Origin of the sequence: Kitasatospora sp. NBC_01287 (genome assembly GCF_026340565.1) — a bacterium.
Classification (GTDB): domain Bacteria; phylum Actinomycetota; class Actinomycetes; order Streptomycetales; family Streptomycetaceae; genus Kitasatospora.
This window is the reverse complement of the sequence record NZ_JAPEPB010000001.1, coordinates 2,569,944-2,593,425: the sequence shown is the minus strand read 5'-3', so window position 1 is coordinate 2,593,425 and position 23,482 is coordinate 2,569,944. Positions and strand designations below refer to the sequence as shown.

22 protein-coding genes and 1 tRNA gene are annotated in these 23,482 nt (G+C 70.9%); 18 read left to right on the top strand and 5 right to left on the bottom strand.

Annotated features, from left to right (window positions below):
* Nucleotides 1–188: 188 nt before the first annotated feature.
* The 8 genes from OG455_RS42050 to OG455_RS10690 all read left to right on the top strand — a co-directional run bounded on the left by OG455_RS42050 (nt 189) and on the right by OG455_RS10690 (nt 8,147).
* Nucleotides 189–581, top strand: coding sequence for a transglycosylase family protein (locus OG455_RS42050; protein ID WP_323185458.1), 393 nt, complete (start codon nt 189–191; stop codon nt 579–581).
* A 94-nt stretch (nt 582–675) separates the two neighbouring features.
* Nucleotides 676–1,797, top strand: coding sequence for a ribokinase (locus tag OG455_RS10720; protein ID WP_266292494.1), 1,122 nt, complete (start codon nt 676–678; stop codon nt 1,795–1,797).
* On the top strand, nt 1,794–2,630 hold the full coding sequence (locus OG455_RS10715) for an alpha-ketoglutarate-dependent dioxygenase AlkB (RefSeq protein WP_266292492.1): 837 nt from the start codon (nt 1,794–1,796) through the stop codon (nt 2,628–2,630). Before OG455_RS10720 ends, OG455_RS10715 begins: the two co-directional genes overlap by 4 nt.
* 237 nt (nt 2,631–2,867) lie before the next feature.
* Nucleotides 2,868–3,731, top strand: a complete 864-nt coding sequence (locus tag OG455_RS10710; RefSeq protein WP_266292490.1) for an acyl-CoA thioesterase II — start codon at nt 2,868–2,870, stop codon at nt 3,729–3,731.
* Between the two features lie 114 nt (nt 3,732–3,845).
* Nucleotides 3,846–4,646 (top strand): DUF1684 domain-containing protein, encoded by an 801-nt coding sequence (locus OG455_RS10705; protein WP_266292488.1) that lies wholly within the window; start codon nt 3,846–3,848, stop codon nt 4,644–4,646.
* Nucleotides 4,647–4,852: 206 nt separating this feature from the next.
* Entirely contained in the window at nt 4,853–6,088 is a 1,236-nt protein-coding gene (locus tag OG455_RS10700) for an MFS transporter (RefSeq protein WP_266300721.1), read from the top strand.
* A gap of 203 nt (nt 6,089–6,291) precedes the next feature.
* Nucleotides 6,292–6,365: transfer RNA gene (locus OG455_RS10695), tRNA-Pro, on the top strand.
* Nucleotides 6,366–6,863: 498 nt separating this feature from the next.
* Nucleotides 6,864–8,147, top strand: a complete 1,284-nt coding sequence (locus tag OG455_RS10690) for a hypothetical protein (protein ID WP_266292486.1) — start codon at nt 6,864–6,866, stop codon at nt 8,145–8,147.
* Nucleotides 8,148–8,279: 132 nt separating this feature from the next.
* Here the strand turns inward: OG455_RS10690 and OG455_RS10685 are convergent, their stop codons facing one another.
* Nucleotides 8,280–9,512 (bottom strand): tyrosine recombinase XerC, encoded by a 1,233-nt coding sequence (locus OG455_RS10685; RefSeq protein WP_266292484.1) that lies wholly within the window; start codon nt 9,510–9,512, stop codon nt 8,280–8,282.
* 406 nt (nt 9,513–9,918) lie between these two features.
* Nucleotides 9,919–10,563, bottom strand: coding sequence for a helix-turn-helix domain-containing protein (locus tag OG455_RS10680; protein WP_266292482.1), 645 nt, complete (start codon nt 10,561–10,563; stop codon nt 9,919–9,921).
* Between the two features lie 92 nt (nt 10,564–10,655).
* Here OG455_RS10680 and OG455_RS42045 point away from each other — a divergent pair, with 92 nt between their 5' ends.
* Nucleotides 10,656–11,102: a hypothetical protein gene (locus OG455_RS42045; protein WP_323185456.1), complete on the top strand. Its 447-nt coding sequence runs from the start codon at nt 10,656–10,658 to the stop codon at nt 11,100–11,102.
* A gap of 433 nt (nt 11,103–11,535) precedes the next feature.
* Here the strand turns inward: OG455_RS42045 and OG455_RS10670 are convergent, their stop codons facing one another.
* Together OG455_RS10670 and OG455_RS10665 are read right to left on the bottom strand one after the other, a co-directional pair.
* Complete coding sequence (locus tag OG455_RS10670; protein ID WP_323185455.1) at nt 11,536–11,763, bottom strand: DUF397 domain-containing protein; 228 nt, start codon at nt 11,761–11,763, stop codon at nt 11,536–11,538.
* 10 nt (nt 11,764–11,773) lie between these two features.
* Nucleotides 11,774–12,670, bottom strand: coding sequence for a helix-turn-helix transcriptional regulator (locus OG455_RS10665; RefSeq protein WP_266292478.1), 897 nt, complete (start codon nt 12,668–12,670; stop codon nt 11,774–11,776).
* A gap of 206 nt (nt 12,671–12,876) precedes the next feature.
* On the opposite strand from OG455_RS10665, the gene OG455_RS10660 reads away from it, so the two are divergent.
* From OG455_RS10660 to OG455_RS10630, 7 genes are all read left to right on the top strand, one after another.
* On the top strand, nt 12,877–13,578 hold the full coding sequence (locus OG455_RS10660; RefSeq protein WP_266292476.1) for an ATP-binding protein: 702 nt from the start codon (nt 12,877–12,879) through the stop codon (nt 13,576–13,578).
* A gap of 628 nt (nt 13,579–14,206) precedes the next feature.
* A complete protein-coding gene (locus OG455_RS10655; RefSeq protein ID WP_266292474.1) occupies nt 14,207–15,310 on the top strand; it encodes a glycosyltransferase family 4 protein in 1,104 nt (367 codons plus the stop codon).
* A complete protein-coding gene (locus OG455_RS10650) occupies nt 15,307–16,038 on the top strand; it encodes a transferase (protein WP_266292473.1) in 732 nt (243 codons plus the stop codon). Before OG455_RS10655 ends, OG455_RS10650 begins: the two co-directional genes overlap by 4 nt.
* Nucleotides 16,035–16,763 (top strand): class II aldolase/adducin family protein, encoded by a 729-nt coding sequence (locus OG455_RS10645; protein WP_266292471.1) that lies wholly within the window; start codon nt 16,035–16,037, stop codon nt 16,761–16,763. The genes OG455_RS10650 and OG455_RS10645 overlap by 4 nt, the downstream gene beginning before the upstream one ends.
* A gap of 114 nt (nt 16,764–16,877) precedes the next feature.
* Entirely contained in the window at nt 16,878–18,212 is a 1,335-nt protein-coding gene (gene murA / locus OG455_RS10640; RefSeq protein WP_266292469.1) for a UDP-N-acetylglucosamine 1-carboxyvinyltransferase, read from the top strand.
* A 25-nt stretch (nt 18,213–18,237) separates the two neighbouring features.
* Nucleotides 18,238–19,371 carry a radical SAM protein gene (locus OG455_RS10635; protein WP_266292467.1) on the top strand — a complete coding sequence of 378 codons (1,134 nt, stop codon included), beginning with the start codon at nt 18,238–18,240 and terminating at the stop codon, nt 19,369–19,371.
* 247 nt (nt 19,372–19,618) lie between these two features.
* A complete protein-coding gene (locus tag OG455_RS10630) occupies nt 19,619–20,506 on the top strand; it encodes a hypothetical protein (RefSeq protein ID WP_266292465.1) in 888 nt (295 codons plus the stop codon).
* Between the two features lie 160 nt (nt 20,507–20,666).
* On the opposite strand, the gene OG455_RS10625 is transcribed toward OG455_RS10630, so the two are convergent.
* Nucleotides 20,667–21,758 carry a cytochrome P450 gene (locus OG455_RS10625; protein WP_266292463.1) on the bottom strand — a complete coding sequence of 364 codons (1,092 nt, stop codon included), beginning with the start codon at nt 21,756–21,758 and terminating at the stop codon, nt 20,667–20,669.
* A 296-nt stretch (nt 21,759–22,054) separates the two neighbouring features.
* Here OG455_RS10625 and OG455_RS10620 point away from each other — a divergent pair, with 296 nt between their 5' ends.
* Complete coding sequence (locus OG455_RS10620; RefSeq protein WP_266292461.1) at nt 22,055–22,525, top strand: hypothetical protein; 471 nt, start codon at nt 22,055–22,057, stop codon at nt 22,523–22,525.
* A gap of 57 nt (nt 22,526–22,582) precedes the next feature.
* Complete coding sequence (locus tag OG455_RS10615) at nt 22,583–23,416, top strand: transposase family protein (RefSeq protein ID WP_266300719.1); 834 nt, start codon at nt 22,583–22,585, stop codon at nt 23,414–23,416.
* The last annotated feature ends 66 nt before the right edge of the window (nt 23,417–23,482 follow it).

The window sequence follows — 23,482 nt, the reverse complement described above, 5'->3', positions numbered from 1 at the left end:
GGCGCACCGCGTCAGCGGCCCCGGAGCGGGTGCGACACGACACCGACCGCCGTCCCCATGGGGACGGCGGTCGGTCGCGTTGGGGCGTGGTGCTGGGGCGGGGTGGGGGCGGTGCCGGGGTGCCCTGATGGCGTAGCCCGGGTGAGGACCGGTCGCGGGGCGGTGACCGGCTCGGCGACAGTCGGAGGATGCGTGGTATCAAGCCCCGAATAGTCGGAATGCTCTGCGGCGCCGCCTTCGTGCTCGCGAGCGGCCCGGCCCCCGACCCCGGCTCCGGCTCCACTTCCGGTCCCGCTCCACGGCCGGCCCCGGTCACCGACGCGACCTGGGACCAGATCGCCGACTGCGAGAGCGACAGCGACTGGAGCGCCGACACCGGCAACGGCTACTACGGCGGCCTGCAGATCTGGCCGCCGACCTGGCAGGAGGCGGGCGGCCTCGGTTACGCGAGCCGCCCCGACCTGGCGAGCCGGCGGCAGCAGATCACCGTGGCGCGGGAGATCCTGCGGGAGCAGGGCTGGCAGGCCTGGTCCGAATGCGCGCACGAGCTGGGGCTGCTGGGGGGAGCGCGGGGGCGCTGAGGCCGGGGGCGTCCGGTACCGGATGGCGCGGCCTTGGTGCGGCAGGTACGGACGTCGCGGCCTCGGCGTGGGCCGAGGGTGGAATGCTGGTCGGGTGGACGTGGACATCGTGGTGGTGGGCAGCGTCAATCTCGACCAGGTGATCGAGGTCGCCTCGCTCCCCGTGCCGGGGGAGACGGTGCGGGGCGGTCCGATCATCCGCCTGGGCGGCGGCAAGGGCGCGAACCAGGCCGTCGCCGCGGCCCGGCTCGGCCGGTCCGTGGCCCTGGTCGGTGCCGTCGGCACGGACGCGGACAGCGCCGAGCTGCGCCGGGAGCTGGCCGCGGAAGGCGTCGACGTCAGCCGCCTCGCCGCGTTCGAGGGCCCGCCAGGTCAGGCCGTCGTCCTGGTCGACCGGCGGGCGGAGAACTGCGTGGTCGTCTCGCCCGGGGCCAACGCCGAACTCGGTGCCGCCGCTGTCCAGGAGGCCCGGGACCTGCTGGCGGCGGCGGCCGTCGTGGTCGCGCAACTGGAGATCCCGCTCCCGGCGGTGCTCGCGGCCGCCCGGGCGGCCCGCGGCAGGTTCGTCCTCAACCCGGCGCCGGCGCCGGCGCCGGCCCCGGCCCCGGAGCCCGTGGTTGGGGCTGGGGCGGGGACCGCTGCGGGGGCCGGGGCGGGGACCGCTGCGGGGGCCGGGGAGGGCCGCGGGGGTTCGGGTCTGCCGGACGAGCTCTGGCCCCTGGTCGATGTGCTGGTGCCCAACCGGACCGAGCTGGCCCGGCTCTGCGGCGTCCCCGACAGCGCGGTGCGGGACGCGGCCGACGTGGCGCGGTTGGCCGCCGGCCTGCCCTGCGCGCGGGTGGTGGTCACGCTCGGTGCCGAGGGCGCGCTGGTCCGCGACGGCGAGGTGAGCGAGCTGGTCGCCGCCCCCGTGGTGCGCGCGGTCGACACCACCGGTGCCGGGGACACCTTCTGCGGGGCGCTGGCGGTCGCGCTGGCGGAGGGGCGGTCCCTGATCGAGGCGGCGCGGTTCGCGGTCCGGGCCGCCGCACTGAGCGTCGAGCGCACCGGCGCGCGCACCGCGATGCCGACCCGGGAGCGGATGCGGGCCGCGCTGCCGCCGCGGGACGGGAGGCCGTTGCGGGACGGGACGCCGCCGGCGCTGCCGTCCCCGGCGCTGCCGTCCCCGGAGCTGCCGTCCCCGGAGCTGCCGTCCCCGGAGCGGGGCGGGCGGTGAGCGGCGAGCTGTTCGGGCGGGAGCGGGCCGACCTCGCGCCCGGCGCCGTCCTGCTCCCCGACTGGCTGGCCCCGGCCGAGCAGCGTGAACTGGTCGCCGCCTGCCGGGAGTGGGCCCGTCCGCCCGCCGGGCTGCGGACGGTCCGGCTGCCCGGTGGCGCTGAGATGTCGGTCCGTCAGGTCTGCCTCGGCTGGCACTGGGGCGTCGTGGCCCGCTGCCCGACCTGCGGCGCCGCGCGCAAGGCCGCCGAGGGCTGCGCCCGGCACTGGTTCCCGTACGCGTACAGCCGGTACGTGCACGACGGTGACGGCGCCCCGGTCAAGCCGTTCCCCGCGCTGCTCGACTCCCTCGCGCGGCGAGCCGTCGCGGCGGCGTACGGGGGCGGTGCGTACGGGGGCGGTGCGGACACGGGTGACGCGTACATGGGTGACGCGTACGGGGGCAGGAGCAGCGACGGGGGCGGGGGCGGTCCGGCCACCGCGGCGCCCGGGTACGCGCCCGACGTCGCGCTGCTGAACCACTACCCGGCCGGCGCCCGGATGGGCCCGCACCAGGACCTGGAGGAGCGGGTCGACGCCCCCGTGGTCTCGCTCTCGCTGGGTGACTCCTGCGTCTTCCGGCTCGGCAACGCCGAGACCAGGACCCGGCCGTGGACGGACGTCGAGCTGCGCAGCGGTGACCTGCTGGTCTTCGGCGGCCCCGCGCGCTACGCCTACCACGGGGTGCCGCGCACCGTGCCCGGCAGCGCCGACCCCGCGCTGCGGCTCGGCGAGCCAGGCCCGCCGCTGATCGGGCGGCTCAACGTCACGGTGCGGCAGTCGGGGCTGGTCTGAGCAGGGGCCGGGTTCGCGTGGGGGCGCGGGGATGAGCGAGGGCGGGCGGGGCCAGGTGAGGGACAAGCGGGGCCGTTGGTGGGCCGTTGGTGGGCCGCCACGGTCGGCCGCCGGACCTTCCGGTACCGTCGGCGCCGCCGACCTGCGGGAATTCCCCGGGGGCCGACAGCCTTCCAGCTAGACAGCAGCGGTATGCCGCCGGCTCCTCCGGCGTGCCCGTTGGAGAGGACGCACACCATGGGAACGCCTGTCGATCAGCTAGTCGACCTGCTGGATCTGGAGCAGATCGAGCTCAACATCTTCCGCGGCCGCAGCCCCGAGGAGTCGCTGCAGCGGACCTTCGGCGGGCAGGTGGCGGGCCAGGCCCTGGTCGCGGCCGGCCGGACGACCGGCGATGACCGCCCCGTGCACTCGCTGCACGCGTACTTCCTGCGCCCCGGCGTTCCCGGCGTCCCGATCGTCTACCAGGTCGAGCGGACCAGGGACGGACGCTCGTTCACCACCCGGCGGGTCCTCGCCATCCAGGGCGGCCGCACGATCTTCGCGCTGACCGCCGACTTCCACGTCGCCGAGCCCGGCGGGATCGAGCACCAGGAGCCGATGCCCGACGTGCCCGGCCCCGAGGAGCTGCCCAGCGCGCTGGACGAGGTCGGCGCCCGGCTCGGTGAGCTGCCGCCGTTCATCAGCCGCCGCCAGCCGTTCGACATCCGCTACGTCGAGCGGCTGCGCTGGACCCAGGAAGAGCTGGCCGGCGTGCAGCCGCGCAGCGGCGTCTGGCTGCGCACCAACGGCGCTCTGCCGGACGACCCGCTGATCCACGTCTGCGCCCTGACCTACGCCAGCGACATGACCCTGCTGGACTCGGTCCGCGCCCCTGTCGAGCCGCTCTGGGGCCAGCGCAACTTCGACATGGCCTCGCTCGACCACGCGATGTGGTTCCACCGCCCGTTCCGCGCCGACGAGTGGCTGCTCTACCAGCAGGAGTCGCCGATCGCGCACGGCGCCCGCGGCCTCGCCCGGGGTCAGATCTTCGACCGGAACGGGCAACTGGTCGTGTCGGTGGTGCAGGAGGGGCTCTTCCGACCGTTGAGGGAGAGCTGACGCACCGTCGGCGGGCGGCGAGCGGGCGGCGGGTGAGCTGTCGGTGAGCTGCCGCGTGAACAGCCAACTGAACAGCCAACTGAACAACAGGAAGAACAACAAGGGGAGTTGCTCATGACGACCGATGCCGAGGAGTGGCAGCGCTGGACCGACGCCCGCAAGGCGTCCGTGAGCGCGCCGCACGGCATGCTCGCGCTCATCGGCACGCACTGGCTGGAGCCCGAGCCCGCGGAGCCGGTCGAGATACCCGGCGTTCCCGGCCGCTGGTCCGCGGCGGCCGACGGGTCCGGCGTCCGGGTGGTCGCGGCCGCCGCCGAGGGCCTGCGGGCGGGCGCGGTGGAGGCGGTGGTCGACGGCGAGGCGCTGCTGCACCCCGACACGCACGCCGAGCCCGGCACGGCACGGTTCGGGGAGGTGCTGCTGATCCCGATCGAGCGCGAGGGCGAGCTCGCGCTGCGCGTCTTCGACCCAGACGCCGAGGGTCGCGCGCGCTTCGCCGGTATCGCCGCCTACCCCTACGCGCCGGAGTGGTCCGTGCCGGCCGTCTTCACCCCCTACGAGACCGGGGAGCGCACGGTCACGGTCCCGAACGCCGACGGTCGCGAACGGCCGCTCGCAGTCACCGGGCAGGTCGCCTTCCAGCTGGCCGGCGAGGAGTACACGGTGACCGTGAGCTCCGGCGGGGACCGGCTGAGCGGCGTGATCGCCGACGCGAGCAGCGGGCACGACACCTACCGCTTCCGCTTCATCACGCTGCCCCCGCCGGACGCCGAGGGCCGCACCGTGCTGGACCTGAACCGCGCCTACCTGCCGCCGTGCGCCTTCGCGGACCACTTCATCTGCCCGTTCCCGCCGCCCGGCAACCGGCTGCCGATCGCGGTCCGGGCCGGGGAGAAGGCGGTCCTGCGGGGGTGACGGGCACCGCGGGCGGCCCGAGCCGCTGATCAAGACCCCGGTGGTCGGTCGCGGGGGAGCAGGGGTGACGATAGGTCGCTGTGTCGACCAATCATCCCACCTCTTCTTCCCCGCCCACGGCTGGTGCGGCCGGCGAAGCCGCAGCCGCAGCCGCAGCCGACTCCGTCCCCGGAGCGCGGGTCGCGTCCGTCGGCCGGGCGCGCCGGCTGCTCCGCGGTGCGGTCGCCGACCTCACCCCGCTGCGCGCCAGCGCCGACTACCGGCGGATCTGGTTCGGCCAGTCCGTCTCCTCGATCGGCCAGCAGATGACCGCCGTCGCGGTCTCCGTGCAGGTGTACGCCCTCACCGGATCCAGCTTCGCGACCGGGGCGGTGGGCCTGTGCTCGTTCGTCCCGCTGGTCGCCTTCGGCCTCTACGGCGGGGCGGTCGCGGACAGCGTGGACCGTCGCAAGCTCGGCCTGATCGGCTCGGCCGGCCTGGCCCTCGTTTCCGCGCTGCTGGCCGCGCAGGCCCTGCTGGACCTGCGCCAGGTCGCACTGCTCTACATCGCGGTGGCGCTCCAAGGCGCCTTCTTCGCCGTCTCCTCGCCGGCCCGGTCCTCGATGATCCCGCGCCTGCTGCCCGCCGAGCAGCTGCCGGCCGCCAACGCGCTCAACACCGTCAGCATGAACCTGGGCATGACGGTCGGCCCGATGCTCGGCGGCCTGCTGATCGGCGCGTACGGCAGCCAGTCCGCCTACCTGGTCGACACCGTCGCCTTCGCCGCCACGCTCTACGCGATGTGGCGGCTGCCGTCGATGCGCCCGGACGGCGCCCGCGACGGCCGACGGGCCTCCGTCCTGGACGGTCTGCGCTTCCTGCGCGAGCAGCCCAACCTGCGGACCAGCTTCCTGGCCGACCTGGCCGCGATGATCTTCGGCCTGCCGCGCTCGCTCTTCCCGGCCCTCGCCGTCGGCTTCTACGGCGGCCACGCCGGCACTGTCGGCCTCCTGGTCGCCGCCCCCGCTGTCGGCGCGCTCTCCGGCGCGCTCTTCTCCGGCTGGGTCTCCCGGGTGCACCGCCACGGCGCGGCCATCCTCGCCGCCGTGATCGCCTGGGGCCTGTCCATCGCCGCCTTCGGCCTCACCTCGGGCCACCTCTGGCTCGGCCTGGCCCTGCTCGCGGTGGCCGGCTGCGCGGACACCGTCAGCATGATCTTCCGAAACACGATGATGCAGGTCGCCGCCCCCGACGAGATGCGCGGCCGGCTGCAGGGCATCTTCATCGTGGTCGTCGCCGGCGGCCCCCGCCTCGGCGACTTCGAGTCCGGCACCGTCGCCGCCTTCACCACCCCCATGGTCTCGGTGATCTCCGGCGGCCTCGCCTGCGTCGCCGCCGTCCTCCTGCTGGCTGCCCGCCGCCCCGCCTTCCTCCGCTACGACGCCCGCCACCCGAGCCCGTGACCCCCTGACCCCACCCTCACCCGGGCGCCCGCCCACCCGCCCGCCCACTCACCAGGCCTCGCGAGAAGCCTCGCCACCCACCATGTGACCTGCGCCGGAACCTGGCAGCGAGCACCCCTCGCCGTGCTGTATTGTTTTCCACGTCACCGGGACACCGGGGACAGGGTCGAGAAGCCGAACCCCCGGGTGAGGCGGCGAGACCACGGGACGTGGCGCAGCTTGGTAGCGCACTTGACTGGGGGTCAAGGGGTCGCAGGTTCAAATCCTGTCGTCCCGACGTGAGTCGGAAAGGCCGCTGGCCGGGTTAACGCCCAGGCCAGCGGCCTTTTGCATGACGCCCCGTCAGTGAAACGAGCCACCTGCGAACGCCTCTGAACGATCTTGCTGGGGACCAGCTGGGGACCAGCGCTGTCCGGGCGGGTCGTGAGGAGCTGCTCCAGGGGACCAGTCGGCCGAAGACCCATCTGTCCCCTCCCGGTCAGAATAGCTGCGGGGAAAGCCGCATGAGCACCTTCCCCGACAAATTCTCGCGGTGATTCCGCGAGCCCGCGCCACGAAGCGCCGAGCGAGTGCGGGAAGCGAGCTCCCTTTCGGGTCTGGAGAACGTCCGACCCGGCGTCAGGGATCGGCTGTCCGCCTTTCCTCGTCCCGGAACGCATGCCCGTCAGCCGAGTCAGGCCTCACCAGTACGCTCCTGTACCGCTATTCACTTTCCACAAGCGGGCAGGCATCGTCGGCCGGCTGGGCTGTCGTGGGGCGGCCGTAGGCTTCGCCCATGAGTACGGTGCACGCCAGGGTCTGGCGCTTCACGGTCGAGAAGGGCCCCGCCGGGCCGGAGGCGGTCCAGGCAGTCGAGATAGGCCAAGGCCCGCTCCCGGTGTCGCTGGCCGCGCTGGCCAACATCAACGCCCTGGCCTGCGACTTGCGCCGCACAGTCGACCAGCGCGTGCGCGACCACGAGATCAGCCTCCTACTCAGCTACCTGAGCGGGGGCGCCGGACCGGGGCCGCTCGGGGTCGACTGCGGTGCACTCGACTCCAGTTCCGGGCACATCCGACGCTTCGTCAGCGAGTGCACCGGGCTCGGCGTCATGACCGCCGTCAGCGAGACCCTGTTCGACTGGAAGTCCGGCACGGACGGGCTCAGCAGCTTTGACGTGCTGCCCGACAAGCTCCTGGGCGCTTACGCCAGGACTGGCGTCCGGCCGGACCTGCTGTACGACCTCGCCGCCGGCCCGCTCGCCGGCGAGGCGCGCGGCCGGCGCCGAAACACCAAGCAGATGCTCCCGGCAGGCAAGGGGACTGCGGACCAGCGCTTGCGCCTGCAGAAGCTCGCCACCTGGTCCGCGAAGCACGGCGGCCACGACTACTTCATGAGCTGGGTGTGGCTCGGCACGGGCGGCGTCTACGTCGACATCTTCCTGCCCGAGGACTCTCCTGCCTCGGCCGGCCTGAAGACCGGATGGATCGAGAAGCCCGGCAGCCAGCAGCCCTGGCGCTTCCGCGTCCCGCGGTCCGACTCCCGTCGGCGGAGGGAGACGGATTCGGAGGACTACATCGAACAGGTCGTCTTCCAGGACGTATCGGAGGCCGAAGCCCCAGGCACGCCGGTCGCCGGAGTGAGCGGAACCGCCCCTCTGCGGCGCATGATTCAGGTGCCGACAGGCCGGTCCTTCTCACTGGAGGATCTGGAGGCTGACCCGCTGGGGGCGGCGGCCCGCGGTGGCGGGACCTCGGCCGACCGTGCCCGGCGGGTGGTCGAGGCAGCGATGGACCGGGCCTTCGGCCGAGAGGAGGACCCGCTGGGCAAGCTCAGCGGCGTGCCGGTGCGGGGGACCTGGCTCAAGACGGACGCCGTCGGCCCCGCGCGCTACGAGGTGCTGGTTGGGGTGCTCGGTGAGCGCGTCCCCGTGGACCTCCGTGCCCAGCGCCACCGCCTGGCCGCCGAGACGGGGCACCGGCTCGACCTGTTCCTCGAAGGCCGCCTGCTGACCCTCGTGCACCCGGTCGGCGAACCACGTCCCAGCTGGGGCCTGATCACTGAGGAGGCCCTCGGCTGAGCAGCACCTTCCGTATGAAGCCACCGGAGCGCCCGGCCACTTCGGCCGTCTGCTCCTTGCGACTGCCGGGACGATCCGCGCGGAACGGCCGTGCAGGCGGGCCCCGGGCGGGTGTCCGCCAGCACGGGATACTCAGCGGACGACGTACAGGCGGCGGGCGGGAAGCGTGGGTTCGGGTTCCGCCGACGGGGTCTCGCGGCCCGCGCTGAGGTGGGTGCTCAGCTTGTTGCCAGCCTCGATGTAGTCAGCGTGTGACGGGTGGAGGTAACGCTGGGTCGTGGTGATCTGCCCGTGTCCGGCGATTCGCTGGAGGACATGCACGCGCACGCCGGCGTCGGCGAGCCAGGTGAGGCCGGTGTGCCGCAGGCCGTGGCGGCGCAGCCAGGGGTAGCCCAGCGCAGTGACAACCTCATCCCAGTGGGTGGCGTCACGGAGCACTGCCGTGCTGAGGCGGCCACCGCGTGGGCCGGTGAACAGCCGTGCCATCGGGTCGTTTCCGACGACGGCGAGTCGCCAGGTCACCATGTCGCGGATCTCCTCGATGATCGGGACGGTGCGGCGCCGCTTGCCCTTGGTGCCCTTGTCGACCAGCCCACCGGGGCTGGGGGTGGTCTGCCGGCTCAGGTCCCAGGTCCAGTCGAAGCGGTTGATGTCCTGGACCCGGACACCGGAGACCTCGCCGATGCGAGCGCTGGTGCAGGCAGCGAAGCGAACGACGTCGCCCCAGATCCGGTAGGTGCCGTGGGAGCGGGCAACGAGCGCCTCGGCGAGGGCGTCGAGGGCATCCCAGCCGGGCAGAGCGAGAGCGCGCGGGTTGTCCAGCTCGTCCTCGAACTCCTTGTACAGGGACTGCCAGCCGGTCATCCGGCAGGGGTTGATATCGATGAGGCCGTCGCGACGGGCCTGCTCCATGATCCGGACAAGGGGTGCAAGGGTGTTCTTGACGGAGGACTTGCCGACCTCGTCGGAGATCCAGGCGTGAAGGGCCCGGTCGGTGATCCCGTTGGTCATCGAGACCACCGGGACATGACCCATTGTCGGGACGACGCGCAGCTTCCAGCCTGCCCGGTAGGGGTCGAGGGTCTTCGGTTCCAGACCTCGCATGGCCAGGTTCCAGTTCTCGTCCCCGTAGTCGGCCAACGTCACGTTCGAGAGCGACGGAGCGATTCCGCGCTTGGCCGCCTTGCGAAGGCGGCTGATCCAGTCCTTCGCCTCGTCCTCTGAGGCAACGGAGTTGGACAGCGACTTCCGCCCGCCGCCCTTGGGGTCCCACCAACGTACCCGCGCGCGGTAGCGGAAGTCGGGGCGCCGGTCCGCGCGGAACTCGATATCGTCGGTCAGGTCGATCGCGATCGGGACGATCACGGGGCTGTCAGCCAAGCTACGCGGCCTCCGGTGTTGCGGGGACTGTTCGTTGAGACATGAGCCATGCCTGTGTGTCGGGGATGGAGTAGACAACGGTTCGGTTGGCGAGACGGACGAAGGGGGGCCCTTGCGGAGGCTTTGCACTGCGCCAGCGGCGGAGCGTCGACGGATCGACCTTCAGGAGCGGCGCGAGTTCCTCGGCGGTGTACCAGCCGCTGTGGAGAAGGTCGACGGTGGCCGGCGTGCTCGTGTGGTCCTGAGGAACTGCGGCCGGGCTGCCAGCGGACGGCATGGCACTCACGCGGCAAGCACCTTGCCGGGGAACGGGAGAAGCGCTGCGGTGTGTGTCGGGAGGGAGCATGTTGACGTTCCTCGGGGCGGGTCAGCTGCGTGTGGGAAGGACGAGTTAGCTGTTGGCTGGGCGGGTTGTGTCCGGGTCGATGAAGTCGAGCTCGTCCGGCAGCGGAGCTGGACAGATGTCGAGAACGCGCATCCGTTCGCGAGTGTGCAGCAGGCGTTGGCAGTCTCCGTGTGCGAGCCGCTCGAACTCGGTGGTCTGCCGGGAGAGTTCCTCGTATCGCTGTGAGCCGATGGGGGACTTGCCTGCCTGTGCCCGCCAATCGCGAGCCCCGCGGGTGGAGATCAGCGCCGTCCGGACGTCGACCTCGTGCTCGCGGAACATCTCCAGGATGGCGCGAGGGCTTCCCTCGGGCTCGCTGTCGGCGGAATCCTCGCCGGTGATCAGCTTCGCCGCGTCCCAGGCAGCAAGCCGTAGGTTGGGCAGCAGGTCGACCTCGGGGCCGCCGAGCGGGACGATGAGCGAGACCAGTGGCATGTCGAGAGCATGGGCGATGGCGATGGCCTCCTCCAGCTTGAGGCTGCCGCGAAGGCCGGTTTCGATCTTGTTGATGCCAGTCTTGGGGATGGGCACCCCAAGATCAGCGCAGAGGGTTGCGAGCTGGGGCGCACTGAAGTTCTTGCGGGCCCGGCCCGCTCGAATGGCCTCACCCACCCGGAGGGTAAGGGCGCTAGGAGTGGGCGTCTGCGTCATGAGAAGCAATGTAACTTGGATAGGTGCTGCTTTTCCAGCAACTGTGATAGAAGGTTCTCTCACAGAGAACGTTCGGCGTAGGAAGGGTTGCCATGAAAGAAGCGATCGTTGCTGCCGCCAACGTGAGGCGGTTCTCGCGCGACGCCCTTGAGCAGCTCCCGCCCGCGCTCCTCGTTGCCGATGCGCACCGGCTTCTGTCACTGACTCGTTCCACGGGGTACCGGCTTCTCCGGGAAGGCATGTACCCCTGCGCCGTCGTCCGCGTCGGAGACCAGTACCGGGTCGTTACTGCGGCCCTGCTCCGCGTGCTCGGGCTTGATGATTCGAGCGTTCGGCATCGAATCGCTGTGCTGCCGCCGGCCATCCGCTTGTCGGTGGCCAACGAGCTGCTGTCGATCAGTCGTTCCACTGGCTACCGGCTGGCCAGGACCGGTCAGTACCCATGCGACGTTCTGCAACTGGGTGCTGAGTACCGGGTCCGGAAGGCGGAACTCCAGCGGTTTCTGCTCGTGAACGATGCGCCGGCTGTCGCTGCTTGACCCAGGCGGGGGAGAGCGACCTTGGTCGGCCTTCGAGTGGCAGGGCGAGGGGCAGGAGGGGGCTGGTCGGGTCTGCCACCACCACGGTGATGCTGAGGGCGTCGGACGGGGTCGTGTCGGCCGGGGCGGCTGGCCTCGGCGCAGTCGCTGTTCTCGCTGGCGAAGTGGCTGGACTTGTGTCAGCCGACAGGTGCCCTGATCGGGTGGCTGCGTGGTGGAGCCGGGCATCGTCAACTCCCCCCGGAGACGGTTGGTGCTGGGTTTGACCCAGGGGCCCCAGGGCTGACTATGCGTCAGTTGACGGTTACGGTATCCATGCCGGATTTGTGGTGAGGAGCACTTGCGCTCCTTGTCGCGACCGGATGGTATGCAGGTGGGTGGGTGGACCTTGGCGCTACCGTCGTCAGGGTCCGCCCACCCACCTATTCACCCGTTACGGCTGGGCCGGGAACTCCTCCGCCTTGACGGCGTTGACGAAGTCCTGGAACGGGCCGGGCTCGAACTCCAGGACCGGACCGCGACCGTTCTCCTTGCTGTCACGGGCCAGGGTCTTGCCGGCCAGGGTGAGGCCGACCTCGACGCAGTTGCCGTTCTCCCCGGCCGAGTAGCTGGACTTGCGCCAGCCGTAACCGCCCTGGTCGAGGGTGGTGCCGTCGTGCATGGTCATCCTTTCAGTTGCCCCAACTCTCTTTGTCCGTCAGGGTTGCCTGCAAGTATGACCGGCTCGCCTGTGGGTCGAGAGCCTGGGACGTCAGTAGCTGGAACTTGCGGGTGTGGCGGGCGAGCTTCGCCGGCTGGTCCTTGAATGCCATGTCCAGCTCGGTGTAGGCGACGCCGTCGCCCGGCAGGTCGCTGAACAGGTAGACGGCGAAGCTGCCGGCCGCCCCGACGTGGTAGCCGGAGTTCTCGGTAAGTACCTGGATCCTGACGTTCTTGTTCTCGCACACTTCGATCAGGTGCTGGACCTGGGCCCGCATCAGGTCGGCGTTGCCGACCCGCATGCGCAGAGCGCTCTCGCCGATGATGAACCAGCCCTCCGGCGAGTCCTCCGCGAACAGGACCAGCTTGCGTCGCTCGGCGCGTGCGAGAGCCTTGTCGAGCGGCAGGGGAACGTCGTCTTTCAGCAGGAAGCGCTCGCCGGAGATGACCGCCTTGGTGTACTCGGCGGTCTGCAGCAGGCCAGGCAGGATGTTGGGTTCCCAGTTCTGGATGCGTCTGGCGAGCCTCTCGGCTTCGACCAGGGCTCCGAACTGCGGGTGAACATCCTCCTCTGCCCACCAGCCGTGCTCTTTGGACTCCTTGGCCATGGCCCGGAGCGAGGTGGTGGTGGCTGGGTCCAGACCGAACTGCGCGACCCAGGAGTTCACGTCGTGAACCTTGATGATGTTCCGGCCGGTCTCCAGGCGCTGGATGATCGCGGACGACAGGCCGAGCGCATCGCCGAGCTGTTTGCGGCTGAGCCCGTGGTTGTCGCGAATTCTCCGGAGCCGGCCGCCGAGTAGGTGCCGGAGGAATGGCACGCCGGCAGGGCGTTCGTCCTGCTCTTCGTTCGTCGCCTCGTCGTCCATGACCCACCCTTACCAGCTGTCACTGATGCCGCGTCAAGTCTGCCGCCTCCAGGCGCTGAACGCCAGTTCGCTATGACCGACAATTATCGGTGGTGGTGTCTGTTGCAAATCCGCCCCAGGTGCGGGAACGTAGCAGAGCACTCACCGGCGGTGGCCTACGCCACACTCTCGGTGATCCAAGCCTGTGCGCTCACCGGGGGTTTCCCATGAATGAGTCACTGCGCCCTGCCCCGTACCCGGGCGCTCCGTTAACACCACGCCAGCCGCTGACGCTGGTTCTGCACGTTGCGCCGACGTTGGAGGACGCCGCCGAGACTCGGCGTCTTCTCCTCGACGGCATCAGCCGCTGGGGTCTCGATCTCCCACCGGACCGTCTCGAAGACCTCGAGCTGCTCGCCGGCGAGGTGATCAACAATGCGGTCATCCACACCAGGAGGGCGGCGATCGTCACCGCGACATGGGGCGGCACCGTCGTCCGCGTCGAAGTCGCCGACCAGAGCGCCGAACTGCCTGTTCCCTGCGAGGAGTCCGACCCAGGCCTGGAGAGTGGTCGAGGTCTCAACCTGGTCAAGGCGCTCTCCAATTCGTGGGGCGTGAACGTCGACGAGGCGGCCAGTAGCAAATCCGTCTGGTTCGAGTGCGGCGCTCGGCACGTCTTCCAGCCCGGTCCGGTGGCTGCGTTACCGGACCGGCAGCTGGGCGCACCCGACGTCCGCGCGCCCCGCACTCACCGCAGACCGCCCCGGTCCCCGCACAGGCGGCTCGGCCGCAGGGTCGCCACCGCGATGATCGCCGCTGGGCATATCACCGTCGCCGGCATCCTCGGCCAGATCATCACCCAAGGCCCACCCCATCAGCTCGCCGACCACATCTCTGCCTCCGCGCCGGACCTGCCGTCCGCCGCCTAGACTCCGGGGCCTGCCGCGTCAGGGAAGCCGTTCTCCATCGGTCGGCCTCGGCCAGTGCGGGCCATCGCATCCTCACAACTGATGGGCGAGCTGTCCCGTGGCAACCCCACGCCGGGCTAGGGGCAGTCCACCTCCGCTCATCCGACCTCGGTGGCTGGGTCTCGACAGATCGTCAGGCCTGCCGACCGCCAACATCGGCCAGAACAGCGCATGGGTCCTGGTCCGGAGCGAGAAGCGGTGGCGCACCGCCGCCTACACCGCGGTGTTCAACCCGCGGATTCAGCAGGAACTGACCGGGCGCCTGGGCGACGCCGTCGGCCGGCCGGACGACTCGGTCGTGCTGGTCACCTCCAGCGCCCTCGGTGTCGAGGTCGCGATCAGCATGGCCCGCACCATCGCACGGGCCCGCTTCGGGAAGCGGCGCTGCGATGTCCTCCCCCCGACGTTGAGCGACCACGGCATGAGTGCCCTCACCCGGGCCCTGGCCGGGACCCGCACGAGGCCGCCCCGCCGGACGACGCGCTCGGCCAAGGACCGGCGTTCCCGCCCCGGGCCGGAATCCATCCAGCCAACTCGGCAATCCCTGCCACGAGTTGTTGCAGACCTACAGACCTGAAAGGACAGCAGCGTGATCAGCACCTTAGTGCTCACCTGGATCTCGACCGCCCGAGGAGGTGCCGAGAAGTCCGTCGCCGAACTCGCCGAAGCACTCGCCACCCAGGGCGTCAGGGTCCGCCTGGTGTGGTGGCGCAGCGGCATGGACGCCGCGCCCGCCCCCGCCCCGGCCGGCGTCGAGGTCAACGAGGTCGACGGCTGGGACGGCTACCGCGCCGCCGTCCACGTCATGGCCTCCAACCGCCGCGACAGCGTCATCATCTCCACCCACCGCACCGCGGCGGCCGACGTCATCATCGCCAGGACCACTCCGGTGGTCGCCGTGCTGCGCGGTATCGTCCACCCGGACCGCATCCTGCGGGTCCTCGACCCGGGCACCGGCCGCATCATGCCCGTACGCCCCGGCCAGATGCCCTCCACGCTCCTCTACCAGGCCCACTGGGTCGGCATCTCCAAGGCCGCCGCCGGCTCCGCCCGCCACCTTCCAGGCGTCACAAGTGCCACCACGATCTACAACGGCGTGCACATCCCCGCCCAGGCCCCCGAGCGCACCGAGAAGGCCCCCGGCGAGGTGCTGCGGATCGGGGTCATCGCCCGCACCGTCCCATGGAAGCGGCTCGAAGACCTGGTTTACGCCTCCTCCGAGCCCGACCTGCGCCACCGGGTCCACGTCACCGTGTACGGGCAGCCCGGTAGCGCCCAGGAGAGCCTGGAGAAGCTGGTGGACACTACCGGCGCCCCGGTGATGTTCCACGGTTACACCACGGATCTGGTCGAGCGCCTGGCCGCAGCCGACGTGTTGGTCTCCCCCTCCCCTGAGGAAGGGTTCGGACGGTGCATCATCGACGGTGCCGCCGCCAACATCCCGGCGATCGTCCCCGACGTCGGCGCCGGCCCGGAAGTCGTCCTCGACGGCCTGACCGGCATCGTGTACCCCTACGCCGAACGCGGCTCCCTGGCCGCCGCGCTCGCCCGCGCCTGCGAGAACCCGAACGAGCTGGCCCGCATGGGCAGGGTTGCCCGCGCCCGCGCCTGCGCCCTGTTCAACCCGCAGCGCTGCGCCGCCCAGTACCTGGAGGCCGCGCACCACGCCCTCGCCCAGCGGGGGGCGCGGTGAGCACTCCCACGCTCGGCCAGTTCACCAGCTTCGCCGACGACGCCTGGCTCCACGGCCTGGGCTGCGACTGGATGGACGACACCGAAGCCCACCTGTTCGCAGGCTCGGCCGAGGAGCTGTTCCAGCACCTCGCCGACAAGCTCGGCACCGAGCGGTACATCGACCCGAGCGCCAGGATCTCCCCGTACGCCAACATCGGCGAGCGGGCGATCATCGGCCCCGGAGCCGTCGTCAACGAGTTCTCCACCGTGCGCGAGCGCACCGTGCTGTCCTGCGGCGTGCACGTCGGCTACGGGTGCGAGGTGTCCCGCTCGGTCCTGCTGGAACGCGCCGTCCTCGCCCACCGGGTCACCCTCGCCATCGCCGTCGCAGGACGCTACACGCACCTCGCGGCCGGGGTGATGGCGTTCAACATGAGGCTGTGGCAGCCCGACCCGCTCCACCCCAGCGCGCCGGTGCGCATCCGGCTGCTGGACGGCACGGTCGCCGAGACCGGCCGGGCGAAGATCGGCGCCGTCTTCGGCGACGGTGTGCGGTCGGCGGCGAACGTCACCGCCGGGCCCGGCACGCTAATCGGGGCGCACACCGTGCTCTACCCCGGCGTCCAGCTCGGCAGCGAGGAGGTCCCCGCCTGCTCGGTCGTGCGCCCTCAGCAGGGCGCCACCGCCCTGTCGATCGAACCGCGCCGTGACCCCATCCCCGTCACGTCCGAACGGAGGACCGCATGATGTACGAGCCCGAACGACACCAGATGGTGTCCACGATGCGTCAGCTGAAGGAGTGGGGCCTGCTGAACCCGGCAGGCGGCGCGATCTCGGTGCGCGCCTCCGACGACCGGATGGTGATCTCCACCACCGGCAGCGCCAGCCGCCGGCACTGGCGGATCTCCAACGCCGACCACATCGTCCTGGACATGGACGGCGAGATCGTTGAGCAGACCGCCGGCCTGGGGGTGTCCGGCACCCCGCTGCACCTGGCCCTGTACCGGATGCTGCCCCAGGCCGGGGCGATCCTGCACGCCCATGCCCCGCACTCCCTGGTGTTCGCCTCCCTGGGTCGCGAGGTGCCTTCGGTCACCGCTCGCTGTGATGCGTTGAGTGATATACCGTGTCTGGCCGCCGACGACCACCGGATCAAGCGCGAGTATCGGGACAATCCCCGCCCCCTGGTGATCCCCGCCGGGATGATCCAGCGCCCCGAGGTCGCCGTGATCAACCTGCTCCACTATGAGCCCTTGGCGCTGAGGCACATTGCACCCCGGTCTGGCGAACTTGCCTACCATGCAATCGCATTCACTCTCTATCGGCACGGGGTGATCGTCGTCGCCAGGGACATCGACGAGGCCGTCGACGCCCTGTTCCGCGTGGAGGAGTCCGCCGAGTGCGCGCTGCGCCAGGCAGCCCTGACGGGTGGCGCGATTCACTCGAACCGACTCTTCAGGTCGGGAGCCTGATGCCAGGGATCTAACGTCATATATGCGATAGTGCGCGAAGGCCGGTCGGGCATCAGTTGGTGCCCGACCCCGGCCCGACCGCCCCCGACAGAACCGAGAGGCAATACCGTGGCGATGGCACACGAGCACATGGCCCAGGACCGGCACTGGTACCAGGTCAGCGGTGGCGTCCCGCTGACCGGCACCGTGACGGCTGCAGGCGCCAAGAACAGCGTGACGAAGCTGCTCGTCGCCTCGCTGCTCACCGACCGGCCGTGCACCCTGGACCTCGTCCCGGACATCCTGGAAGTCCACCTGGTGCTCGACATGCTCGCCGAGCTCGGAACCAAGGTCTCGTGGACCGGCCCCGGCCAGGTCACCGTCCACACCCCCACTGTCACCGCCACAGCCCTCTCGGAGGCGTACAGCGGCGTCAACCGCATCCCGGTCCTGATGATCGGTCCGCTCCTTCACCGCGTCGGCGAGGCGTACCTGCCCCTGCCCGGCGGCTGCACCATCGGCAAGCGCCCCATCGACTACCACCTGTCCGGCCTCGCCGAGATGGGCGCCGCCATCACCGAGGAACTGCGCTCGGTCAAGGTCCACGCCGGCCGCCTCAACGGGGTGCACTTCACCCTGCCGTTCCCGAGCGTCGGTGCGACGGAGAGCCTGCTGCTGGCCGGCGTCCTCGCCAAGGGCACCACCGTGATCCAGGGTGCGGCCGTCGAGCCCGAGGTCATCGACCTGGTGATGTTCCTCCAGAAGATGGGCGCGCTCGTCAACGTCGAGACCGACCGGACCATCACCATCGAAGGCGTCGAGAAGCTGCGCGGCGCCGAGCACTCGGTGATCCCCGACCGGATCGAGACCGCCAGCTTCGCCGCCCTCGCCGTCGCCACCGGCGGCCGGATCGAGGTGGCCGGGGCGCAGCAGGAGCACCTGGTCACCTTCCTGAACGCGATGCGCAAGGTCGGCGGCGAGTTCGCCCCCACCGACGGCGGCCTGGTGTTCTGGCGCGAGCGCCCGCTGACCGCGGTACACCAGGAGACCGGCGTGCACCCGGGCTTCATGACGGACTGGCAGCAGCCGTTCACCGTGATGCTGACCCAGGCCAAGGGCACCAGCATCATGCACGAGACGATCTACGAGGACCGGTTCGGCTACACCCAGCAGCTCGCCGAGATGGGTGCCGACATCTCGCTGAGCGACAGCTGCCTCGGCTCGGGCGGCTGCCGCTGGCACCGTCGCGGCTTCCAGCACACCGCGATCGTCACCGGCCCCGTCGCCCTCAACGGCGCGCACCTGGCCATCCCGGACCTGCGCGCCGGCTTCTCCTACATCATGGCCGCGCTCATCGCCGACGGGACATCCACGGTCGCCGGTACCCGCTACCTGGAGCGCGGCTACGAGGACCCCGTCGGCAAGCTCCGCGCCGTCGGCGCCCACATCGAAACGATCACCGCACAGTAGAGACCCCCGGAGGGGGAGGGCATCAGTGACCACATCGGCAACGAGGCTGCGGGTCTACGAGAACGTCATCGACCAGCACGACAGCTACACCGTGATGAACCCCGTGCAGGGCTGCCCCAAGCGCTGCCGTTACTGCTTCCTCCAGCAGAGGTTCCAGACCGGCGTGAAGCCGGTCGAACTGGCAGGCCCGGCCGATACGGTCCAGCGCCTGCTGTCCTCCCCCTACTACCGCCCCGGCGGCGTCCTCGCGGCCTACACCTGCACCGACGCGCTCGCCACCCCGCCCAACCGCAGGCACCTGATCGGCCTGCTGCGGGAACTGACCTGCGCGCACGTCACCAACCCGCTCGTCCTGATCTCCAAGTGCGCGCCGACCCCCGAGGTCATCGACGCGGTCACCGCCGCTCGGGCAAACCGGCTCCCGGTGATCATGTACCTCTCGTACTCGGGGCTCGAGCCGGACGTCGAACTCGGCATCGACCACCAGGCCCTGCGCCGCTCCTTCGGCCTGTGGCACTCCGCAGGGGTTCCCGTCGTCCACTACTGGCGCCCCTTCCTCCCCCAGAACAGCACCGAGGAGGCAATGCGCACCGTCCTGGACACCGTCGTCGGTCGCTCCGCCTGCTCGGTCGCCGTCGGCCTCAAGACCCCGCCCGGCGCCTTCGACCAGATGGCCGGCCTGTGGGACGGACTGCCGGCCGACGCCGCCGCCGCCGACGCAGTCTGGCCCGAGCAGGCCCGCCAGCTCCTGGAACGACTGCCCGCCGAGTACGGCCACCTCGTCTACGAATCCAACTCCTGCGCCCTCGCCCACGTCACCGACCGCCCCGACGACGCCGGGGTCTGGGGAAGCGAGGTGTGTGCCGCCGCCGACCTTTGTCCGCCCGACCAGCGCCGGCTGTGCCGCGCGACCTGGCGCACCCCCGCACCGCTCGCCACCGAGCAGATAGACGCCGAACTCACCCGCCTCGGACTCGCGGGCACCCCGTACGAGTGGGACCCCGCCGAGCGCCGGCTACGCCTGACCGTCCCGGCCCGCCGCGCCGACACCACCAGCCTCACCTACGCCCTGCACGTGCGCGTCACCGCGCCGCGCGAGGCGACCGACCTGTACTGGCCCGGTCGCATCGGCGGCTCCCTGCCTCTGATCGCCTCCTGAACCCCCCTACCCGAGAAGGGAAGCAGACGGGAAGCGGGTGGACGCCGCGTTGCTCCTGAGCTGAAGCGGAAGCCTTCGCCGGCTGGTTCGCCAAGGCCAAGACGCGTGATCAGCGTCACTGACCTTCAGATTCCCTTACGTCGAGTCCGCTGCTGTGGTCCGTCGTCCCCCGGCTGGGATCGGCCGGGCCTCGGCGTCCAGGAGGATCTCCCTGCGAATCCACCGCAGCCCGCACCCTACGAGCTTCGTGATCATCCCGAATGCGTTGGCGCAGAACCGCGCGATGAGCTGCACCGTGCGAGGGTTGCTGGTGGATCTCCTGTCCCGGCCGGACGACTGGCGCGAGACGTGCCGTCAGATGGCGGACTCGAGCCCGCAGGGTCGGAAGGCGCTGGCGGCGGCGCTGGACGAGCTGCGGGCGTGGGGGTACTACCGGGTGGAGGTGGTCCGGCTCGCCGACGGCCGGTTGCGCTCGGAGGTTCACGTCTTCGACCGGCCGCAGCCGGGAGGGCTGCCGGGTACCACTCCGCCGGGCTCCGGTGAGTCGGACACCGCTGAGTGTGGCGTCCTTCCAAAGGACCTGGTGAAAGTACCCTCCCTCCCCACCGCGGTGGAGCCGGTCGCCGAGGGTGGCGACGCGGGGGATGCGGGAGGGTGGGAGGAAGACGCTCCCGCGCCCGTGCCCCGGCTCGCTGAGCCGGTGGAGGAGCCGGATGAGGCGACCCTCGCGGCGATGAACGCGCTGCTGCGCGCGGTCAGACCAGACCGGCGCTTGCCACTCGGTGCGGCGGAGGCGGTGGCACTGGCTCCACTGGTGCGGGAGTGGATGGAACGGGGTGGGTCGGAGGATCAACTGCGGGCGGCCCTGTTGTCCGGGCTGCCGGAGGTGGTCTACTCCCCGGCCGGGGTCCTGCGTTCGCGCCTGGAGCGGAAGATGCCCGTGGAGCGCCCGGCGGCACCGACCGGTCGGCGGCGCGCGGAGTGCGCGGAGTGCCGTGATCCGCTGCCGCAGCCGGGGTTGTGCGGACGGTGCAGTGGTGCGGCGCGTCGTCATACGGGCGGAGAGCAGGGCGCCGAGGTGACAGCACGGGGGATGACCAAGGTCCGGGCAGCGCTGGCTGGTTCGGCCGTGTGAGGCGCGGTGTCGGCCTGGCCTGCGCCGAATGGCGGGTCGGCCGACAGGCCGGGTGTTCGGCGGATGTCGGGGCTTTGTGGCCCGCTGTCGGACACGATCGTCGGCTACGGGCGATGCCGGTGCCGCTGGGGGAGGACTCGCCGGTGGCACCGGGCTGTGCCTACAGAAGGACGGGCAGCGACTCCAACCCTCGGATCAGGCGGGAGTGGCGCCACTGCAACTCCTCAGCGGGGACGGCCAGCCGCATGCCGGGGAAGTCCTTCAGCAGGACCCGCAGGGTGGTCTCGATCTCGGCGTGGGCGAGCGGTGCGCCCAGGCAGCGGTGCATGCCATGGCCGAATGCGAGGTGCTGGGCGGCGTCCTGGCGCTGGAGGTCGAGCCGGTCCGGGTCGGTGAACTTGCCGGGGTCGCGGTTGGCGGCTCCGGGGGCCACGAAGACCGCCGTGCCGGCGGCGACTTCGGTGTCGCCCAGCTGCACGGTGCGTGCGGCGTGGCGCCAGGTGGCGATGCTTACGGGCGAGTCGTAGCGCAGGAGTTCGTCCACAGCGGTGGGGATGCGGTTCGGGTGGGATCGAAGGTGCTCCAGCTCAGCTGGGTGCTGGAGCAGTGCGAGGACGGCGTTGCCGATCGCCGCTGTGGTGGTCTCGTGGCCGGCGATCAGGAGCAGCAGGCCGAGGGAGAGCAGTTCCTCCTCGCTGAGGCGGTCGCCGTCGGCGTCGCGGACAGCGATCAGGCTGGAGAGCAGCGCCTTGTCCGGTTGAGCGCGCTTGGTGGCTATCAACCGGGTCATGTAGTCGGCGAGGGCGTGGGAGGCCGCGTCGATCCTGGTGTGGTCGCCGGTGGCGAACAGGTCGGTCGACAGCCTGCGGATCCGGGCCCAGTCCTCTGGCGGCACGCCGAGGAGCTGGCAGATCACGGTGACCGGGAGAGGACCTGCAAGGTCCGCGATCAGGTCGACCTCGCCGCGTGGCTCCCACCGCTCGATCAGTTGCTCGGTGAGAGACCGGATGCAGGGGCGCAGGCTGTCCACGGCGGAGGAGGTGAACGCCCGGACGACCAGCCGGCGGAGCCGGGTGTGTGCGGGCGGGTCCGAGGTGAGCATGTTCCGGGCGACGGCGGGGTGCAGCGAGCGGTCCGAGGGGTGGTCGGCGAAGAACGCGGAGGCGTCCTTGGACAGCGAGCTGGTGGAGAGCGCCAGGCGGGCCTGCTCGTAGCCGGTGACGACGGCTGCCGCACCGGTGCTGCCAGCCATCGGGGCGTGGAGAACGGGTGCGCGCCCACGCAGAGCGGCGTATGTGGGGTAGCGGTTCCGGTAGAACGCCGGGTCGGAGAAAGGAGAGGCCATTGAGTTGTTTCCAACCTGAAGTCGCTGGTCATGGCGCTGGCGTGGGGAAGTGATGGGGTGCTCTCGCTGGTGGTGGTGTTGATCGCCTTGGCGTGATCGTCTGCCGTCAGTTTCGGTCGGTTCCCGTCAAGTCGTTCTTGATGCTGGAGTGTTCACGTAGCGTCGGTTGGGCCAGTTGGTTGCCGCGTGGGGAGGGGCTGGCGTTGGCGGAGGTGCTGACCTGGGTGATCGAGCGTCGGGTGGTGCTGGCCGATCGGGCGGTGCGGCTGCGTAAGGAACTCGTCGAGATCGAGTCCGAGGTTGCTCGTCTTGAGGCGGCCGAGGTGGTGATCGGGCAGTTCATCGAGGCCGAGCGGTCCGGGACGGCTGACGAGCGGGTCATGGCGGAGGAGTTGGAGCGGGTCACCGCCGCTCCCGGGGCCGGCGGTCTGCTGCTGGTGCCGCACCGCGAGGCGGGAATGGACGAGAGCGTGCTGCCGGCGGACTACCAGGCGATCATGAAGACCGTGTCCGGTGCGGCGGAAGCTGTCCCGGCCAAGGATGTCAGCGTGAAGCTCGGCCGGGGTGCTCAGCCCGGTCAGGTCGAGCCGGTGCGCGACAAGCTCAAGCGGCTGGCGGACCGCGGATGGCTGCACCGGACCCCGGCCGGCCGCTTCACCGCACTGCCGGGGTGACGCGAGAGGCCGGATCCAGGCGTAACGCGCGGGCCCCCGACTGGAGTTGGGGTGTCCATGCGACTGAACAACCACTCCGTCGAGGGCCCTGAAGGGCTTGTTTACCAGTGCCGCCTGCCGCTGTCGAGTGCCACGCTGGATCTGGTCGCCACCGCAATCCGCACCCACCTGCAGAAGATCGGCTCGCGCTGGCGCAAGCTCCCGCCCGGGCGGATCGCCTTGATCGTCCTTGCGGTCCTGCGCCATGACCAGCGCCTTTCGGACGTGGCCGGCGGCAACGGCGTGTCCGCGTCCACCGTGCGCCGCTGGCTGCTCGAGGTCGTCGGGCTGCTGGCCGCCCGTGCCCAGCGCCTGGACCGCGCACTGAAGAAGACCACTCGAAAGGGTGGCGTCGTCGTGCTGCTGGACGGCACGCTGGTCCGCACCCGCCGCCGCACTGGGGACGAGAACCGGCCCAACTACAGTGGGAAGCACAAGGTCCACGGCCTGCTCTTCCTCGCGCTGACCGACGAGCGCGGCAACCTGCTGTGGATCTCGGCGGCCAGGCCGGGGCGCTCAAGCGAGATCACCGCCGCCCGCCACGACAAGATCACCACGCACCTGCGCCGGGCAGGCCTCGGTGCGCTGGCCGACCTCGGATTCGTCGGCCTGGACGACGACCCCGACGACCCCGTGATCGTCACCGGCCGCCGAGCGACCCGGGGCCATCCGCTCACCTCCGCCGAGAAGGAGGCGAACCGGCTGGTCAGCCGCGAGCGCGCAGCCAACGAACACGGCTTCGCCGATCTGAAGAACTGGCGGATCCTCACCAAGCTTCGCATGAACGCCCGCCACGCGACCACGCTCCTGCGAGCGCTGCTCGTGCTGACGAATGCCGAGGTCCAGCGCTGACGGACGATCACGCCGAGACGATCACCACCGCCACCAGCAAGAGCACCCCATCACTTCCCCACGCCA